The 17,079-nt window shown below is 58.4% G+C and carries 18 protein-coding genes; 11 read left to right on the top strand and 7 right to left on the bottom strand.

The genetic code is table 11. The features are described 5' to 3' along the window. The first annotated feature begins 126 nt into the window (after nucleotides 1-126). Complete coding sequence (locus tag ACP26L_RS20110) at nucleotides 127-711, top strand: NAD(P)H-dependent oxidoreductase (protein ID WP_426445764.1); 585 nt, start codon at nucleotides 127-129, stop codon at nucleotides 709-711. A 170-nt stretch (nucleotides 712-881) separates the two neighbouring features. Here the strand turns inward: ACP26L_RS20110 and ACP26L_RS20105 are convergent, their stop codons facing one another. After that, a complete protein-coding gene (locus ACP26L_RS20105; protein ID WP_426445763.1) occupies nucleotides 882-2,294 on the bottom strand; it encodes a PLP-dependent aminotransferase family protein in 1,413 nt (470 codons plus the stop codon). Nucleotides 2,295-2,406: 112 nt separating this feature from the next. Between ACP26L_RS20105 and ACP26L_RS20100 the strand changes: the two genes are divergently transcribed. From ACP26L_RS20100 to ACP26L_RS20080, 5 genes are all read left to right on the top strand, one after another. Further along, a complete protein-coding gene (locus tag ACP26L_RS20100; protein WP_426445762.1) occupies nucleotides 2,407-3,411 on the top strand; it encodes an aldo/keto reductase in 1,005 nt (334 codons plus the stop codon). Nucleotides 3,412-3,590: 179 nt separating this feature from the next. Then, nucleotides 3,591-3,929, top strand: a complete 339-nt coding sequence (locus ACP26L_RS20095) for a VOC family protein (protein WP_426445760.1) — start codon at nucleotides 3,591-3,593, stop codon at nucleotides 3,927-3,929. Between the two features lie 272 nt (nucleotides 3,930-4,201). After that, a complete protein-coding gene (locus tag ACP26L_RS20090) occupies nucleotides 4,202-4,591 on the top strand; it encodes a hypothetical protein (RefSeq protein WP_426445758.1) in 390 nt (129 codons plus the stop codon). 264 nt (nucleotides 4,592-4,855) lie between these two features. Continuing rightward, nucleotides 4,856-6,907, top strand: a complete 2,052-nt coding sequence (locus ACP26L_RS20085) for a fibronectin type III domain-containing protein (protein ID WP_426445756.1) — start codon at nucleotides 4,856-4,858, stop codon at nucleotides 6,905-6,907. Between the two features lie 16 nt (nucleotides 6,908-6,923). After that, nucleotides 6,924-7,238 (top strand): LysM peptidoglycan-binding domain-containing protein, encoded by a 315-nt coding sequence (locus tag ACP26L_RS20080; protein ID WP_426445755.1) that lies wholly within the window; start codon nucleotides 6,924-6,926, stop codon nucleotides 7,236-7,238. Between the two features lie 98 nt (nucleotides 7,239-7,336). On the opposite strand, the gene ACP26L_RS20075 is transcribed toward ACP26L_RS20080, so the two are convergent. Both ACP26L_RS20075 and ACP26L_RS20070 read right to left on the bottom strand, forming a co-directional pair. Next, nucleotides 7,337-7,720: a DUF6463 family protein gene (locus ACP26L_RS20075; RefSeq protein WP_426445753.1), complete on the bottom strand. Its 384-nt coding sequence runs from the start codon at nucleotides 7,718-7,720 to the stop codon at nucleotides 7,337-7,339. Between the two features lie 14 nt (nucleotides 7,721-7,734). Beyond that, complete coding sequence (locus ACP26L_RS20070; protein WP_426445751.1) at nucleotides 7,735-8,610, bottom strand: AraC family transcriptional regulator; 876 nt, start codon at nucleotides 8,608-8,610, stop codon at nucleotides 7,735-7,737. 205 nt (nucleotides 8,611-8,815) lie between these two features. On the opposite strand from ACP26L_RS20070, the gene ACP26L_RS20065 reads away from it, so the two are divergent. From ACP26L_RS20065 to ACP26L_RS20050, 4 genes are all read left to right on the top strand, one after another. Continuing rightward, the gene (locus ACP26L_RS20065) at nucleotides 8,816-9,715 is read left to right on the top strand and encodes a LysR family transcriptional regulator (RefSeq protein WP_426445749.1); all 900 of its coding nucleotides are present in this window, start codon (nucleotides 8,816-8,818) and stop codon (nucleotides 9,713-9,715) included. Nucleotides 9,716-9,844: 129 nt separating this feature from the next. Further along, nucleotides 9,845-12,130, top strand: coding sequence for a 5-methyltetrahydropteroyltriglutamate--homocysteine S-methyltransferase (gene metE, locus ACP26L_RS20060; protein ID WP_426445747.1), 2,286 nt, complete (start codon nucleotides 9,845-9,847; stop codon nucleotides 12,128-12,130). A gap of 192 nt (nucleotides 12,131-12,322) precedes the next feature. Further along, nucleotides 12,323-13,243 (top strand): MATE family efflux transporter, encoded by a 921-nt coding sequence (locus ACP26L_RS20055; RefSeq protein ID WP_426445746.1) that lies wholly within the window; start codon nucleotides 12,323-12,325, stop codon nucleotides 13,241-13,243. Further along, nucleotides 13,240-13,722: an MATE family efflux transporter gene (locus ACP26L_RS20050; protein ID WP_426445744.1), complete on the top strand. Its 483-nt coding sequence runs from the start codon at nucleotides 13,240-13,242 to the stop codon at nucleotides 13,720-13,722. The genes ACP26L_RS20055 and ACP26L_RS20050 overlap by 4 nt, the downstream gene beginning before the upstream one ends. Here the strand turns inward: ACP26L_RS20050 and ACP26L_RS20045 are convergent. Both ACP26L_RS20045 and ACP26L_RS20040 read right to left on the bottom strand, forming a co-directional pair. Further along, nucleotides 13,659-13,868 carry a hypothetical protein gene (locus ACP26L_RS20045; RefSeq protein ID WP_426455241.1) on the bottom strand — a complete coding sequence of 70 codons (210 nt, stop codon included), beginning with the start codon at nucleotides 13,866-13,868 and terminating at the stop codon, nucleotides 13,659-13,661. The genes ACP26L_RS20050 and ACP26L_RS20045 overlap by 64 nt on opposite strands. Then, on the bottom strand, nucleotides 13,787-13,957 hold the full coding sequence (locus ACP26L_RS20040) for a transcription termination/antitermination NusG family protein (RefSeq protein WP_426445743.1): 171 nt from the start codon (nucleotides 13,955-13,957) through the stop codon (nucleotides 13,787-13,789). The genes ACP26L_RS20045 and ACP26L_RS20040 overlap by 82 nt, the downstream gene beginning before the upstream one ends. 489 nt (nucleotides 13,958-14,446) lie before the next feature. On the opposite strand from ACP26L_RS20040, the gene ACP26L_RS20035 reads away from it, so the two are divergent. Continuing rightward, nucleotides 14,447-15,361, top strand: a complete 915-nt coding sequence (locus tag ACP26L_RS20035) for a hypothetical protein (protein WP_426445741.1) — start codon at nucleotides 14,447-14,449, stop codon at nucleotides 15,359-15,361. A 365-nt stretch (nucleotides 15,362-15,726) separates the two neighbouring features. Here the strand turns inward: ACP26L_RS20035 and ACP26L_RS20030 are convergent, their stop codons facing one another. Next, nucleotides 15,727-15,966, bottom strand: a complete 240-nt coding sequence (locus ACP26L_RS20030) for a hypothetical protein (protein ID WP_426445739.1) — start codon at nucleotides 15,964-15,966, stop codon at nucleotides 15,727-15,729. A gap of 53 nt (nucleotides 15,967-16,019) precedes the next feature. Next, nucleotides 16,020-16,889 carry a LysR family transcriptional regulator gene (locus ACP26L_RS20025; protein ID WP_426445737.1) on the bottom strand — a complete coding sequence of 290 codons (870 nt, stop codon included), beginning with the start codon at nucleotides 16,887-16,889 and terminating at the stop codon, nucleotides 16,020-16,022. Nucleotides 16,890-17,079 lie beyond the last annotated feature (190 nt).

The following is a 17,079-nucleotide window of genomic DNA, read 5'->3' as shown; positions in this document are numbered from 1 at the left end:
GGGAATAAACCTGATGGGAGGAATGGGAAAGGGAAAAGGTGGAAAGGATGATACTGGAGCCACTAATCGACAGGACGCTTCCTTGAGAAGCTTACCGTAGGACCTGTATCTGGAGGAAAAGTAACCATGAATCACCTGATTGTGTATGCGCACCCGCATCAAGGAAGCTTCAACAACGCCATCCTGGACACCGTCACAGCCGCCCTGAAGGCGAAAGGGCATGAGATCTGCGTGCGCGATCTGTATAAATTGAATTTCCACCCCGTGCTCACCCCCACAGACACGGCATCGCTCCGGGAAGGAAGGGCGCCGGCGGATATCAAGACGGAGCAGGAGCATCTGGCTAACGCGGACGTCATCACCTTCATCTATCCGATCTGGTGGACGGGCCTTCCGGCGATCATCAAGGGCTATGTGGACCGGACCTTCTCTTACGGCTTCGCGTACCAATACAACAGCGAGGGCGGGATCGACAAGCTGTTCACCGGCAAAAAAGGCATCCTCATCAACACGTACGGTACGCCCGGCGATGTGTATGAAACGAGCGGTATGAACGAAGCGCTGAGGAAAACCTCGGAGAGCGGCATCTTTGATTTCTGCGGCATCGAAGTCTTGGAGCACTTCCTGTTCGGCGGCGTCACTTCAGTAGCCACGGATGAAACGCGCAAAGAGATGCTGGCCCGGGTTCACGACAAATTCAGCTCGTTCTGATGCCCTCATGTGTCAGGCTACCCGCAATACCCCGCAAGGAAGACACTTCCCGAGTGTCTCCTGCGGGGTATTTTCATGAATAAGCCGCAGGATGAGCTGAATAAGGGACTACTTGTGGGAACTCGGGATATTATCGCTAAGCCGTTTCACTAGATTCACAGCACCGGCCACTAAACGGACTTCACCGACTGTACAAACGCATGCAGCTTCCGCAGCCCTTCCGCGATATCCGCCTCCGTCAGCTTCCCGTAGCCGAGTACGATCTTCCCGGGATGCCGGCCCTGCCGCCGGGCATACTCATCGAAGGAGCTCAACCGGACACCGAACGCTTCGCAGCCCTTCCAATCGACGCTCCCATACACCTCCGGCCGAAAAACCAGCTGGACATGCATGCCCGCTTCATCCCCCAGAACCTGTGTCTCCCCTCCGAACAAGCGCTGAACCTGCTCTTTTAAGAAGATGCGTCTCTTCCGATAAATCGCCCTCATCTTATGGATGTGCCGGTCGAAGTGGCCGTCCTCGATGAATCGGGATAAGGCCATCTGCGTCAGACTCGAGGCAGAGAGGTTCAGGTCGGCTTTCGTTTGAAGAATCCGATCCACCAGATGGGGAGGCACAATGAGAAAACCCAGCTTGATGGCCGGGGACAAGGTTTTGCTGAATGTGCCCGCATAGATGACCCGGTCGGGTGCAAGAAGGTGAAGCGGCGGGATGGGCGAGCCTTTGTGCCGGAACTCGCTGTTGTAATCGTCTTCAAGAATATAATGTCCGTAGGTCTCCGCCAACTTGACAGCCTGCTGCCTCCGCTGGATCGAGAGGATGCTGCCCGTCGGGTATTGGTGCGAGGGAGTAAGGATGAGCAGACCCTGGGGAGCGGAGGGATCGATCTGCCCGACGTTCATGCCCTGGGCATCGACCTCGACAGGATGAACGGTATAATGGAGTGTCTTGAAGATGTCCGCTATGAATCCTATCGTCGGCTCTTCGACATAGACCGCACGGAACATGTCCCCGAAAGCAGAGGCGAGGAGCAGGCATCCTTCCGAGGTACCGGAGGTCACGATGATTTGGTCCGGCGTGCAGCGGATGCCCTTCACCCGGAACAGATAACGGACCAGCGTCTCTCTCAGTGCTCCGGACCCTCTGCAGTCCCCGTAGTCGAGCACATGCTCCGGCTCATTGGCGGTTACATCCCGCATATATTGGCTCCACAGCTTGCGTGGAAAGTGCCGGAGATCCGGTGTGCCTGCGTCAAAGTCAATCCAATCGCCCGCATGGCGGTTTGGTACAGGAGCAGGTACAGGTGCCGGCTGCGGCGGAACACTCTTTGGACTACGAAGCTCTATGCTGTTCGCTACATAGGTCCCTGCACCGATCCGGGTGATCAGGTACCCTTCCGCTGTCAGCTGCTCATAGACTTCGATCACAATATTGCGCGCGATCCCAAGCTCCTGCGCGGCCCTGCGCGTAGGCGGGAGGCGCAGGCCCGGGGGGAGTGTGCCGTTCCCGATGTGTGCGCGCAGATGACTGCACAGCTGCTTGGTCATGGAGCCGGCGCCTTCGGCCGGGCTGAAACCGAACATGTGCAACCCCACCTCCAATTGGTTCCCGGAATCAACCGGTTTTTGGCTCTTAGAATGGCCGATAGTTCCAATTATACTGAAGATGCAGATAAGATCAAAGGAGATGAATACCGTGATGAAACGACAATTGGGAAGATCGGGAATCGAAGTGAGTGCCCTCGGGATCGGATGCTGGGCGATCGGGGGACCCTGGATCGAAGCGGCAACTGGGAAGCCGTTCGGATGGGGGGAAGTGAGTGACCGTGAGTCGATCGATGCGATTCATTGTGCCCTCGACAGCGGGATCACGTTCATCGACACCTCGGACAATTACGGCGCGGGACACAGCGAGACGGTCATCGGCCAAGCATTGAAGGGCCGGCGGAGCGATGCGGTCATAGCCACTAAATTCGGCTATGTGACTAATGAGCTGACCAAGGAGGCTTTCGGTATGGAGGCCGGTCCAGCTTATATCCGGAAGGCATGTGAAGCTTCACTGAGAAGACTGCAGACCGACTATATCGACTTGTATCAGTTTCACCTCGGCGATTATCCGGAGCATCTGGCGCCGGAGGTGATGGAGGTGCTCGAGGCCTTGGCCCAGGAGGGAAAAATCCGCAGCTACGGATGGTCCACGGATGATCCCGGTCGGGCGGAGATCTTTGCGGGCGGCAGCCGGTGCACGGCGATCCAGCATGAGCTGAACCTGTTCCGTGAGAATCCCCGGATGCTGGAGGTCTGCGAAGAGCACCGGCTGGCGAGCATTAACCGCGGGCCGCTTGCCATGGGGCTGCTCACAGGCAAATACTCGGGGGCGAGCAAGGTGGGAGATCCGAAGGATATCCGGCGGAGGAATGATCTGGAGTGGCTGGTCTACTTCAAGGACGGGGTTCCTTCCCCGGGCATGTCGGAGCGGCTGCAGGATCTCCGCGGCCTTCTGACCTCGGGCGGCCGGACGCTGACCCAAGGGGCTCTCGCTTGGCTGTGGGCCAAGAGTGAATGGACGATCCCGATCCCTGGGTTCCGTACGGTGCAGCAGGTAACGGAGAACGCAGGAGCCCTGGAGCACGGGCCCTTAACTCCGCAGGAGATGGAGCAGATTGAGCGGCTGATAACACAGGGGACGGCCGCGGAGTAAGTCAGCGAACCGGCTCCGTTTCATCGCATACGCGTCCAGATAAGATCTCCCGCAGGAGGATACCCAGTGTCCCCTGCGGGGGATATTTTGTGCACATCGTCAACTTACATAGAAAGAGCTGAATGGAAATATATTGAATTCAAGGGAGGGCTTATCACGATAAGGAGGAGACATAAGCGATGAAGCTGAACCATCTCAATCTCACGGTTACGGATGTCACGGCAGCCAGGGGGTTCCTGGAAAAGTACTTCGGGCTGCAGACGCGGCATACCCGCGGCGACGGCTTCGCCGTACTGTCGGACGACGACGGTTTTGTGTTTACCTTAATGAAGGGAGCTTCGGTCTCCTATCCGAAGAGCTTCCATATCGGCTTCATCCAGGAGAGTGAAGAACGGGTGAACGAGATCAATCGCCGCTTGAAGGAGGACGGCTACGAGGTGGAACCCCCGGTCAGATCCCACGGCTGGACATTCTATGTGCAGGCCCCGGGCGGATTTCTGATAGAGGTGCTCTGTTAAGCTGCATGTCGAAGGCTGCCGTCATGAGAATGCCGGCAGCTTTTGTGGTTCGCCACATCTGATACAGATACAGGAGGTCGACCATAGAATCACTTTGTTCACTGCGGGGCCTCCAGACACGGGTCCGATTTTTCCTGTTCCATTTTCTTCTTAGGATTATCTTTCACCTGAATCCCTTTATTATGTATGCGGGCAGGAGAAGGGGCGGACGATTCATACTCGCCGCGAAAAAGGGGATGATATCACCATAAGAGGAATATGGAGGGATCCAGTTGGAACTGCGCAAAACCCTGCACATCTTCTGCATCCTTGCGGTTCTGCTGTCAGGCTGCGGAGGTCAGATGAACATGAAGATGCAGCAGCAGCCGAGCCCGGAAGAGGAAGAGCGCAACAAGGATAAGAAAGAAGCCGAAGAGCACGACAAGGAAATGCAGGAGCTGCGGAAAGAAGACGAAGGGCAGGGGGGAGAAGAAGGAGGGGGGGAAAAGGAAGAAAGCGCAGGCACGAAAGAAGAGGGCAAGGACGGAGAAGACAAGAAAGAAGAGGGCAAGAAAGATGAAGGAGGAGACAAAAAGGAAGAGAAAAAGAAGGAGGGCTCCGGACAGGAAAAGAAAACGGGAGAAGGAGATCAGGGGGGAGAGAACCAAGGGCAGGGAGAATAAGCCGGGATAAATCCTTTCCCGGTATGGAATAACGCCCATACTCGCTTGGAGGACAGGCTGCGGCCCATCGGTGTGCGGCCTGTTTGCTGTTTTCAATTTATATTGAAACGCTTAAACAGTCTGAATTTTTAACAAACGGATCTGATTTTTAAATACTCTCCTTGGAAAATACGGTGGATAATAGGAAAAGAAAGCATTTTAAAAAAAAGGAGGGACAGGGGAAAGAAACGGTGCTTCACTTATCCATGAAGGGGAGATGATCTGTTGGTTACTTGGTCCAAAACATCGGCTGTACTGCTTGGTTTGTCGGCGGCGCTGACCTTATCGTCAGGCCCGGTTCTGCCTCCTGCTCAGGTCTACGCGGCCGAAGAGGAAGCGGTGTCATCCGCGGGAGCGCTCAGGCTGTTCGAGGGGCTTACCGTCGGGTCGGTTACCGGGACCTCCCTTACACTCAGCTGGAACGCTTCGTCCGGGGCGGATGCCTATGAAATTTACCGTTCTGACTTAGGCGATGACCGCTTTGTTAAGGTCGGGACAACTAGGGAGACGAGCTATCTGGATGAGGGGCTCGCGGCTAACGCCTCCTATCTGTACAAGGTCAAGGCTGTCCGGGGAAAACGGCCGGCCGCCGAATCCAAGGTGGTTCTCGGTCTCACCAAGCAGCATGTGGAGCTGGCCAAAGAAATCGATATTTCCGCTGCAGGCGGCGGGGCGAGGATGCGGCTGGGCGACCTGAACGGCGACGGCCGGCTTGACATTCTTATGGTCCAGCCTGATTATATGGGCGGCGCCTGGAGGGATGCGTATGTGCCGCATGGGGTGCAGGCGCTGACCGCCTACGATCTGGACGGCAACCTGCTGTGGCAGACGGGGACCCCGGACCCGAATGTGACGGGCAGCGGGTCCGACGAGCCCGCCCAGATCTATGACATCGACCATGACGGTTACAATGATGTGCTCTATGTACGGACAGTCACCGAATATGACGGCCCTCCGGAGAACAAGGTCATCAAGTCGAAGACGGACAAGTTCGTGGTCCTGGACGGCCGGACCGGCCAGGTGAAGCGGGAGCACGACCTTCCCCTCTCCCGCCCGACAGGCGATCCGCGGGTGGATATTGATCCGGTCCGTTCGCACGACGCGATTCTCATCGCGGATTTTGCCGGCGACGGCAAGCCGTCCGAGATTATCCTGAAGGACCGTTATCAATCGCTGTGGGTGTACGACGAGAATTTCAACCTTCTCTGGGAATACAACAGTGCGGATCATCCGGAGCACGGCGCTGCGGCGGGTACCGGGCACTTCCCGTGGCCCTATGACTTCGACGGGGACGGCAAGGACGAGCTCATCATGAACTACACCTTCTTCGAGAGCGACGGTTCGATCCAGTGGGCGGCGCAGGGCGTGGCCGATCATGTCGACACGATCCAGATCGGGGAGGTGGACGGGAACCGGAGCAACGGGAAGGAGATTCTGCTGGGCGGCAGCGATACGCTGCTCTATGACCGCTTCGGCAAGCAGCTGTGGATCAACAAGGATACGGTCGAACCGCAGAACGTCTATCTCGGCGATTTCCGGATCGATATTCCGGGCTACGAGATCTACGGTCTCGACCGGGTCAACCGCAGCACACCGGGCCAGGACAGCCTCTTCATCTTCTCGCGCACCGGGGAGACGCTCTTCCATGAAACTCCAGACGACTCGGGATTCGGTACCGTGCCGAAGATCGTGAACAACTGGAACGGGACGCATGCGCCCCTGATGCTGGCTTACCGGAGGGGGACGCTGAACGGCGAGGTCATCAAGCCGAAGCTGTACGACGGCTTCTTCAATCCTGTCGCCGAATTCGATTTCGATGCGAACTTCACAATTGCGGACATCGGAGGGGACAGCAGGGAAGAGATCATCGCGTATACCGCCACGAAGGCCACGATCTATTCGGGCGGACCGGTGGATCTCTCGAGCGATATCACCGGGAAGGCCCGTGCCCAGTTCAAGGAGCATTACAACTTCAGCCGTTACAATGCGAACGAAGCTCCTGAGATCACAAGCCGCACCCCGGCAGGACTGACCGCGCAGGGGGACAAGCATCACGTGGAGCTGAAGTGGATCCCGGTGCTGGACGCCCGGGAATATATCATCTACCGTGCGGACTCCCCGGACGGAAGGTTCGAGAAGATCGGCACCTCGCGCAGCGCCGGGTTTACGGACAAGAAGGCGAAGAAGGGGCATACCTACTACTACAAAGTGGCTGCATCCGGACGGGAGGGCATTTCACAGCCGAGCGATCCGGTCCAAGGCGGCTCCACCCGGTAATTCGGGCCCTTACATCATGAGGGCCGTTACACCGAAGCATGCCCGGAGCCTCGGAGGCGAGCCGATCCGTGCCGTGACCAGCCGGGCGGTAGCCCTGCATGATCCGGCGGGCAGCGGCGCCGCCAAATACGGCTTCAGTACAACTTTCGAGACATTTCCCGCGGCAGGGGCCCGTACTTATGTGGTCCGGCAGGGCGATACGCTGAGCTCGATCGCGAAGGGCCAGCTCGGCCGGGCAGGAGACTGGGTGAAGCTGTACCGGTGGAACCGGCATCTCATTCACGACCCCGATCTCATCTACATCGGGCAGGAGCTGCTGATTCGGGAGTAGCGGCACGAAGATCGGACGGACATGTGCAAGAGGCCATTCCTTATCTTTAGGATGGCCTCTTTTCTCGTTCCAGCTGCCGTACCGGCTGGAGCCGGCCGTTACTTCGCCCGCCCGGCCGCAGCGCTGCGGCGGCCCGCCGCAAGAAGGATCGCCGCCTGCGGGAAGAACAGCCAGATCCCGGAGTCCGGGGCGAGCAGGCAGCCTGCCAGTGCGAATGCGAGCATATACCATCCGGCGGCAGCCAGCACCGGTCTGCCCTCGCGCCGAATCCAGGTCTGCATCAGATGGCCGGCCGCCATCCAGGCGAATCCGGCGGCGAGGAACCAGAAGACCGCGTTACGTTCGGCGTCCATGCCGACGGTCGCCCAGAGCCCTTCCCGGACCATGCGGCCGAGGACATCCCATCCGAGCAGCAGTCCGACCGCGTTATGAATAACCCCCGTTCCCAGCAGCATCCAGCCGCTGTACCTCCACAGCTTCATGGCACCCATCTCCTTCACCGTTCTTGAGTCCATTCCAGATTACGGGAAGGAGCGCCGCCGGTCTTGTAAAAAAACGACAGAAAATCCGGCTGCTCCCGGAAGGAAGCGAGCGGCGCGCCCGCCAGACTCCGCAGCTCCCGGAGAAAATGGGACTGGTCATAATAGCCGTACTCCAGGGGGAGGAGGCCGCTTGGAGCAGCGCCGGTCTCGAGCAGCCGGATGAGGGTCCTCTGGAACCGGACCAGGCGGGCATACCGCTTCGGCGGCAGGCCGACGCGGTCCAAGAACCACCGTTCGAGCTGCCGCTCCGAGACGGCGAGCGAACCGCAGACCGCGCGGACCGCCGGCAGGTCATCCGGCTGTACCGCCCCCAGCATGGACAGGGCGCGGTCGACGGGCGTAGGGGAGGGCTGCCGGGACCCCAGCAGCTTCAGCAGCGCGTCATCCAGCAGGCGGGTGCGGCCCGGCCAATCCGGCGCCTCCTCCAGACGCTGCAGCAGTTCCCGGGAGAGGGCTCCCCAGGCATCCTCCAAGGGAAGGATGGCATCCGTCAGCTCGGCGGCGGGCAGCCGGCAGAAGAGGCGGAAGGCGCCGGGACGGAAGCGGATGCCGACGATCCCGACCGGTCCCGGCTGCCCGCCATCCAGGCCGGCAAGCAGATCGCAAGGCCTGGTCTGCGGACCCGCGACGGCAGCATAGGGGATTCGGCGGAGCTCCCCGTCCAGGGTCACGGTTTGCAGCGGCGTACGATAGTGCAGCAGCACCTCGGACTCCGGATTGGGCAGGATCCGGGGGAGGCGGCCGGAAGGCAGAGCCTCGGACTCCCAGCACCAGTACGTTTCGACGTAGGGCAGAAGACGGGGGTGGGGAAAGGTGTGGCGGACAAGCATGGCCGGAGCCCTCCTTGCTTCATTCCTGCTTGGATGAGCATGGTGCCGTAAGGGATGCAGGATGCGGAATATAGCTTCATCCTACCGGGTCCGGCACGGCGTGGCAAGGGGGCAGGGGCATGTGCAGGCTGAAGATTGCGGAGCCCCCCGCGAGAGGTATAATGGGTATGAAGAACCCAATCTTAACAGACAGAGGTGCGGGCCAGTGACGCTGCAGCAGTTGAAGTACATCATCGAGGTAGCCAGGACGGGCTCCATCAACGAAGCCGCCAAGCGGCTGTTCCTTTCGCAGCCCAGCCTCTCGAGCGCCATCCGGGATCTCGAGCAGGAGCTGCAGATTACGGTATTTGAGCGCTCGAACAAGGGCATCACGCTCACGAAGGAAGGGGTCGAATTCCTGAGCTACGCGCGGCAGGTCGTCGAGCAGACGGAGCTGCTCGAAACGCGCTATCTGCAGGCGAGACCGTCCCCCCAGCATTTTTCGGTATCCACCCAGCACTATGCATTCGCCGTGAATGCGTTCGTGGAGCTCGTGAAGGCGTACGGACAGGAGGAATATCAGTTCGCACTGCGTGAGACCAAAACCTACGAGATCATAGAGGACGTCCGGAATCTCCGCAGCGAGATCGGCATCCTGTACCGCAACGCGTTCAACGGGAAGGTCATCGGCAAGCTGCTCAAGGACGCGAATCTGGAGTTCCACAGCCTGTTCACCGCGAGGCCGCACATCTTCATCAGCATCCGCCATCCGCTGGCGGGGCAGGCGAGTGTGACGGTTGGGGAGCTGCAGCAGTATCCGTATCTTTCTTTTGAGCAGGGAGAGTTCAACTCCTTTCACTTCGCCGAGGAGATTCTGAGCACGATGACCCACCCCAAAAGCATCCGGGTCAACGACCGGGCGACCCTGTTCAATCTGCTCATCGGCTTGAACGGCTACACGATCTCCACCGGGGTGCTGAGCCGGGATCTCAACGGCAATGAGATCATTCCCGTGCCGCTCGAGTGCGACGAGTTGATCCACGTGGGTTGGATCGCGCACCGCCAGATGCCGCTGACCAAGCTGGGCACCGCTTATGTGGAAGCGCTGGGGAGAGCCATTTCCTGACCATGGGTATAGCCGCAGGCTATAACCAGACATAGCTACGGGGAGTTACCCGATAACAAGGTCTCCGTGTTATCTTTCTTGTACATCACCTGGGGCAAGGAAATCCAGGGTGCAGAAGGAGTGAATAAGATGGTACGGAGCAGTGTACTCGGCTATCCGCGGATCGGCGGCAGCAGGGAATGGAAAAAGGCGCTCGAAGCATTCTGGTCGGGGAGGCTCGGGGAAGCCGGTCTGCATGAAGCGCTGCAGGCGATCCGTCTGGATCATCTGCGAAGGCTGAAGGAGAAGGGAATCGGACTGATTCCGGTGAACGACTTCAGCTATTACGACCATGTGCTCGATACGGCGGTCATGTTCGGCATCGTTCCCAGGCGGTTCGGGTATACCGGAGGGGCCGTTCCTTTGAAGACCTATTACGGCATCGCCCGCGGATTGAAGGATGCGCCGGCCAGTGAGATGACGAAGTGGTTCAATACGAACTACCATTACATCGTGCCGGAGCTGGACGGGGCGGAGCCGGTGCTCACGGAGAATAAACCGCTCCTCGCTTACCGGGAAGCCCGTGAGGAGCTGGGGATCAAGGGGAAGCCCGTGCTGCTGGGGCCGCTGACCTTCCTGAAGCTGTCCAAAGGATACGCAGCGTCCGACACGGATGCTTGGATCGACCGTCTCCTTCCGCTGTACGTGCAGGTCCTTCGGGAACTGGCGGAAGAAGGAGTGGAGTGGGTGCAGCTAGACGAGCCCGTGCTGGTGACAAGCGTCGGCGAAGCGGATCTGGGGAGGCTGAAGCGGATCTGTGAGACGTTCGCTTCTTTAGTGCCGGGCATCCGCATAATGCTGCAGACGTATTTTGAGTCGCTGGAGTATTATAGCGACATCATCCGGCTGCCCGTTCAGGGCATCGGCCTGGATTTCGTGCACGGCCGCTCCGGCAACCTGTCGTCCCTCCGGAAGCACGGCTTTCCGGCGGACAAAGTACTCGGAGCCGGCGTCGTGGACGGGCGCGGGATCTGGCGGTCGCCCCTTCGCGGGCAGCTGGAGCTGCTCCAAGAGCTGTCCGCCTTCGTACCGCCCGAACGGATGATCGTCCAGACGTCCTGCTCCCTGCTGCATGTGCCCGTGTCGACAGAGCCGGAGACGAAGCTGCCGCCCGAACTGAAGAACGCCCTGGCCTTCGCCGACCAGAAGCTGGAGGAGGTCGTCCTGTTGGCCCGGGCGCTCTCCGGAGGCCCGGCTTCTCATGAAGCCGAGCTGGAGACAGCGGAGCGCGCGCTGGAGGCATTGCAGCGGTCACCGGCACGCAGCCGCAGGGACATTCAGCAGGCCGTTGCCGCCGCCCTGGCCGATTCGCCGGCACGCAGCCCTTTCGCAGTAAGACAGGCCGCCCAGCAGAGGAAATGGAAGCTGCCGCCCTTTCCGACGACGACCATCGGCAGCTTCCCGCAGACCGCCGAGGTGCGCAAAGCCCGGCAGCTCTGGCGCCGTGGCGAATGGAGCGGGGAACGGTATGCCGGCTATATCCGCGAGCAGATCGACCGGTGGATCGATGTGCAGGAGGAGATCGGGCTGGATGTGCTGGTGCACGGTGAGTTCGAGCGGACCGACATGGTGGAGTTCTTCGGCGAGAAGCTGGACGGCTTTGCGTTCTCGCAGAACGGGTGGGTGCAGTCCTACGGTTCCCGCTGCGTGAAGCCGCCGGTCATCTATGGGGATGTGGCTTTCACCGGCGCGATGACCGTAGTAGAAACCGCGTACGCGCAGTCGCGGACCCCGCGCCCGGTGAAAGGGATGCTGACCGGGCCGGTCACCATCCTGAACTGGTCGTTCGTCCGCGATGATCTTCCGCGGGAGGTGATGGCCTGCCAGCTTGCCTATGCGCTGCGCCAGGAAGTAGAGGCGCTGGAGCGGGCGGGCATCGGCATGATCCAGGTCGACGAGCCGGCCGTCCGCGAAGGGCTGCCCCTGAAGGAAGCGGAGCATGCGGCGTACCTTGCCTGGGCGGTCAGAGCGTTCCGGCTGGCGACCTGCTCGGTACGGGATACGACACAGATCCATACGCATATGTGCTACTGCGATTTTCACGATATGATCGGCTCCATCGAGGAGATGGATGCCGATGTGATCTCCATCGAGACGTCCCGCAGCCACGGCGAGCTCATCGGCAGCTTTGAGACGAATACGTACAGCCTCGGCATCGGTCTTGGGGTCTATGACATTCACAGCCCGCGGATTCCCCCCGTAGAGGAAATAACGGCAATGGTGGAGCGCGCCCTGCGCGTGCTGGATCCGGGGCTCTTCTGGATCAACCCGGACTGCGGGCTCAAGACCCGCGGGGCGGAGGAAACGATCGCCTCCCTTCGCCATATGGTAGAAGCGGCGAGGGTAGTGAGAGAAAGGTACGCTGGAGTCCTGTGATTAAAGGCCGGCAGGGATAAGCGGATGAGTTGGATGTGATACGGTGACTGCGGAAGACTGCCGGGGAGTTACTGGCAGTCTTCGGGCGCTCTCCATAAAATCCTTTCTTTAGGACGGAATGGAATATATGGTATGATGTAGCCGTTTCCATTGAATTGGAGCTATATTGAACAAGAAGGAGAGCCGTGACCGATGAGCAACCCACCATCCCAAGCGCAGTCATCCCTCATTGAAGGGCCGATTGCCAAAACGCTATTTTTTTTCACTTTACCGATTCTGCTAGGCAATGTGCTGCAATCGCTTAACGGCTCGATCAATGCGATCTGGATCGGCAAATACCTGGGCGAGACCGCTCTTGCGGCGACATTCAACGCGAACCTGCTGATGTTCCTGCTCGTCAGCGCCATCTTCGGTCTGGCGATGGCCGCCGTCATTCTCATCGGCCAGCAGCTTGGCGCCCGGCAGGTGGAGGAGGCGAAGAAAGTAGTTGGCACAAGCACGGTGTTCTTCTTCCTGCTGTCTCTTCTTGTTGCCGGTCTCGGGTACGCCTTCTCGCATGTCATTCTGCGCTGGATGAATACGCCGCCGGATGCCGAGGCGCTGGCCGTGACGTACACGCAGATCATGTTCACCGGAACGCCGTTTCTATTCGGCTTTAATCTGGTTATGGCCATCATGAGGGGCTCGGGCGATGCCAAGACGCCGTTCTACTTCTTAGTATTGTCGGCCGTGCTGGATATCGCACTGAATCCGCTGCTCATCGCCGGAGCGGGACCGATTCCCGCCATGGGCATTAGCGGCTCCGCCACGGCCACCTTCATCGCCCAGCTGGTGAGCTTCGTGCTTCTTATTTTGTATTTGTACTACAAGAAGTATTTTTTGCGGATTACAGGCAAGGAGCTTCATCTGCTCCGGATGGATTGGCGGATCATACGCACCACCATCCAAAAGGGTGTGCCGATGGGATTGAATCTCGTCGTCGTATCGCTGAGCAACCTGATCCTGATTCACCTGGTCAATTCCTACGGCTCCGAAGCCGCCGCCGCCTTCGGGGTGGCAAGCCAAATCTCCAACTACGTGCAGATGCGGCGATGGCGGTGGGGGGAGCCGTGACCTCCATAGCTGCGCAGAATATAGGTGCCGGACGCTGGGACCGTGTATCCCGCATTACCTGGACGGGAATCGCCTTCAATATCACGCTTACCGGCACGCTGGTGCTCTTCCTGCACTGGTTTAACCGGGAGGCCCTGGGCCTGTTCCTGCCGGAGGGCGGCAAAGCCATCGATCTCGGCATGCACATTAACGATGTAACCCTCTGGTCTTTTATTATCTTCGGCACGTTTACTGTGATGGCCGGAGTGGTGCGGGCCTCCGGTGCGGTCGTCGGTCCCTTGATCGTCTCCTTCATCGCGCTGTTGTTCGTCCGCAATCCTCTGGCGGTATTCTTCGGCCACCATTACGGGTTCAATGCGATCTGGTGGAGCTTCCCGAGCGGGTTCGCCGTCGCTACGACACTCAATTTCCTGAATTACCGGTTCGGCAATTGGCGCAAGACCCGGCTGATCGCACAGGCCCCGAACCGCGCAACGTAATTCACGATCACCTTGGAATTCTCGATCACCATCTCGGAGTACACGAGCGTGTCGTCCTGCCGGGTCAGCTCCAGAAGCAGCTTGATTTCTTCGTCGGGGATTTGCTTAAAATAAGTCTCCTGCTCATCCTCAGGGGGATGAGACAATCCAGATGGGATCGTTCAAACCGCTTGTACAGCTCTTCGCGTACTCGTTCTTCTCTGCCTGATTGCACGAATAAAGCATACCAACCCATAATCTCCCTCCGATTTCCGATAATTGTTCTGGGAATTTGAATGAGAAAAGGAAAACTATGTAACGAATAGTAGCATCGCTGCGGTAACGGGCAGGTGCAGGTCAGCATCTCTCACTGCCGGGAGATCGGGGCGGCCGCCAGGTTCACCTCCATCCGAGCAAGCGGAGCTCCGAGGCAGTAATGTATTCCGTGACCGAACGTGAGCAGATGGACAGCAATATGGTATTCGGCGTCTCCTCCTTACCCGTGCAGTGGAACTGAAGCGCATGAACCGCCTCATGATGAGGCCATAACCATTAAGACGAATAAAGGTGTCCTGATCCCATCCTCATGGGTTTTGTGGCACCTATTTTTTATGCAGAAAAGCCAGCGGTCCAGCCCCTGCCTGCACCAAGGTCGGGGATTTATTCTGGACTTCGGCAAGTTACCGCATCACCGTCTCCGCGGTACGATAAGGGAAGCGAAATTCCAAATAAAGGAGACGGTGAGATGGCTGTGGAGGCAGTACAGGATACGGTGTGGGCGGCAGAAAGAAGCAGGACACAGGTGAAGTTGTTCGAAGGAGAATTCTGGATGGTGCTGACAGGGCTGCTCGGGTTCTTGCTGGCGGGTGTGTGTGCGGTATGGATTCTGCTGAATGGGGAGGCGGTGGCTCCCGGAGGCCATGTCTCCAGAGCGTTCTCATTTAATGCGGCGCTGGGCATATTCCTGCTCTCCACAGCGGCGATCATGCCCTATGCGGGCATGGGAAACATAGGCCGGGCCTTCTTCCGGTGGTCCTATATCGTTCTCGCCTTGTATTCCTACTTCGCGGAGAACGTCCAGAACTTCCGGGGGGTCAATCCCCGGTTTGTCGAGAACGGAACCCCCTTCGACGAAGCGGTAGGGAACATTTTTGCGACAGTGGCCCTGCTGCTTGTCTTGTATTATCTGTTTTTCGCAATTTACTTTTTTCTGCCGAGAGCGCGTGCGCTTCATCCGGAGCTTGTGCTGGGCATACGCTATGCTATGGCCGCGGTGCTGCTCTCTTTCGCCGCCGGTTTATGGATCTCGGTCAACGAAGGCCGGATGGTCGGGGCGAGCGGCAATATCATCGTGCTGCACGGCCTCGGGTTTCACGCCCTGCAGGCGGTGCCGGGTGCCGCCTGGCTGACGAAGCATACGTCCCTCCCGGCTCGGAGCCGCTTGAAGTTCATCCATCTCACGGGCTTGTTCTATCTGCTTGGCCTTGCCGCCATTGGATGGCAGACGTATCTGGGTCACGGGGTTTTCGAGGCATCCGGCCTCCCGATGGTAATCCTGGGCTGCTTCCTGATCTCCTTCACGGCAGGAGGGATGGTGCTGTTCAAAACCCCGTGGTTCCGTGGGATAGAGGAGAAGGTGACGGGCAGCCGGCAGGGGTAGGGGCAGTTATAAATGCTTGAATTATTGAGCCGCCTGCGCGATGCCTGGCGGCTTTTCGGATTGCAGAGTATCCGGTATGCGGCGATACCATGGAACGGAATAAGGCGCCGGCACGCAAAAACGGAGCCCTGCGGCCCCGCTTTGACGTCATGTGGATCAGAAGCTTAATTTGGTGGTATAGAGATAAACGAAGCCGAGAACCAAACCAAGACCAATCACTGCAGCAACCAAGTAGGACCTTGCCTTCTTATTACCCAAGTCTTAATTATCCTCCTTTACTATATTATCCCATAAATATAACGCATTTCGATGAATTATTGGAGTGACAAATGTCATAATAATGTCCAGCCAGGGAACAGCGGCTGTCATTTGAAAAGGAACTGGAGTGCTTTACCCAGCGCTCTGTTCAAATCCCCGCCGTTCCACTCGGAGGCGGTGCCATAGATCAAGATGACAAAAAGGATCGCAGGAACGCCGAACTTTCTTCCAAAGAACTGCCGGATGAGAAGGGAGGCGGTTATTCCCGTGAAGACCCATAGGACGAGCAGGATGTTTATGAATGCGTGGATCGTACTCACCTCTTTTGCTTGGGATGTATCCCGCATCAGCCGTCGGCCCCTCGGCGGTTGCCCCGGCATCAACCGGCGGGGAGATCCTCTCATCCCTCGGCGTAATACTCCACCATAAAATCGCGGAACTTGCGGGCCGCCAGGGAGAGATACCGCTTGCTGCGCCACACGAGATGAAATTGGCGCTGGCAGACCGGATATTCAATGGACAGCAGATGAATCGGGGCATTCGGCGCTCCGCAGCTGCCTACAAGTGCGACTCCCAGTCCGGATCCGACCAGCCTGGCAATCGCCGAAGGTTCGTCTACCCTGCAGACATAATTGGGCGCCAGCCCAGCTGTACGGAAGAACGCGTCATTCATATGCTGAAAATGAACCCCCTCATTGTATCCAATAAAAGGTTCATCCGCTGCCTCACTTAAGCGGACGCTTGCCCGGCCGGCTAACCGGTGTCCCGGAGGAACGGCGAGGTAGACATCTTCCTTTAATACGGACACCATACCCCAATCCGGCCCCTCCATGGGCAGAGGGGTAAAGCAAAGATCCAAGCCGCCGGCTTCCATCAGGTCGGCCATCTCACCCATGGAGGCTTGCGTGATCCGCATGCTGACGTTCGGGTGAAGAGAGAAGAAGTCGCGGAGCGGCTCCGACAAACGCTCCACCGTTGAGGCGGCCAAATGAATGCTCCCATACTCTAATCCCGCGAGATCCGCAACCTCTTTTTGGCCCTCTTCCAACAAGGTAAGCGCCGCCTCCACTTTGTCCAAAAACGTCCGGCCGTACGTATTCAGCTTAATCTGTCTGCCGTCGCGGTCAAACAGAGGCACCCCCACATCCTTCTCCAGCCGCGCGATCGTCTTGCTTAGGGCGGGCTGGGCGACCCGCAGTTCCTGCGCCGCCTTCGTCATATGCTCCATCCGCGCAACCGTGCGAAAATACTGCAGCTGCAGCAGTTCCAACGTCTATCCCTCCTCCTATATACTCAAAGGAATGAATGTTATCGAGCAAAATGTATTATTCATTATGAATTATGGGGTATACAATGACACTAAGCAAGCGAACACCGCCTTCCCAGAAAGCGGATCCTGCCGGTTGAGATCGTCGGGGGGCGGATTCCCGCTGGGATGGAGTAAAGTAGGAGGGATATCT

Origin of the sequence: Paenibacillus sp. S-38, from assembly GCF_049942825.1 — a bacterium.
Classification (GTDB): Bacteria; Bacillota; Bacilli; order Paenibacillales; family NBRC-103111; genus Paenibacillus_G.
Note: the sequence above shows the minus strand (reverse complement) of the source record. Positions and strands in the feature narration are given on the sequence as shown.

Excerpts from the sequence above, each read along its gene's own strand:
- ACP26L_RS20080 (WP_426445755.1), top strand. The coding sequence starts at position 6,924 with ATGAGGGCCGTTACACCGAAGCATGCCCGGAGCCTCGGAGGCGAGCCG.
- ACP26L_RS20040 (WP_426445743.1), bottom strand. The coding sequence starts at position 13,957 with ATGGGTTGGTATGCTTTATTCGTGCAATCAGGCAGAGAAGAACGAGTA.
- ACP26L_RS20095 (WP_426445760.1), top strand. The coding sequence starts at position 3,591 with ATGAAGCTGAACCATCTCAATCTCACGGTTACGGATGTCACGGCAGCC.
- ACP26L_RS20110 (WP_426445764.1), top strand. The coding sequence starts at position 127 with ATGAATCACCTGATTGTGTATGCGCACCCGCATCAAGGAAGCTTCAAC.
- metE (WP_426445747.1), top strand. The coding sequence starts at position 9,845 with ATGGTACGGAGCAGTGTACTCGGCTATCCGCGGATCGGCGGCAGCAGG.
- ACP26L_RS20035 (WP_426445741.1), top strand. The coding sequence starts at position 14,447 with ATGGCTGTGGAGGCAGTACAGGATACGGTGTGGGCGGCAGAAAGAAGC.
- ACP26L_RS20070 (WP_426445751.1), bottom strand. The coding sequence starts at position 8,610 with ATGCTTGTCCGCCACACCTTTCCCCACCCCCGTCTTCTGCCCTACGTC.
- ACP26L_RS20030 (WP_426445739.1), bottom strand. The coding sequence starts at position 15,966 with ATGCGGGATACATCCCAAGCAAAAGAGGTGAGTACGATCCACGCATTC.
- ACP26L_RS20055 (WP_426445746.1), top strand. The coding sequence starts at position 12,323 with ATGAGCAACCCACCATCCCAAGCGCAGTCATCCCTCATTGAAGGGCCG.
- ACP26L_RS20105 (WP_426445763.1), bottom strand. The coding sequence starts at position 2,294 with ATGTTCGGTTTCAGCCCGGCCGAAGGCGCCGGCTCCATGACCAAGCAG.
- ACP26L_RS20075 (WP_426445753.1), bottom strand. The coding sequence starts at position 7,720 with ATGAAGCTGTGGAGGTACAGCGGCTGGATGCTGCTGGGAACGGGGGTT.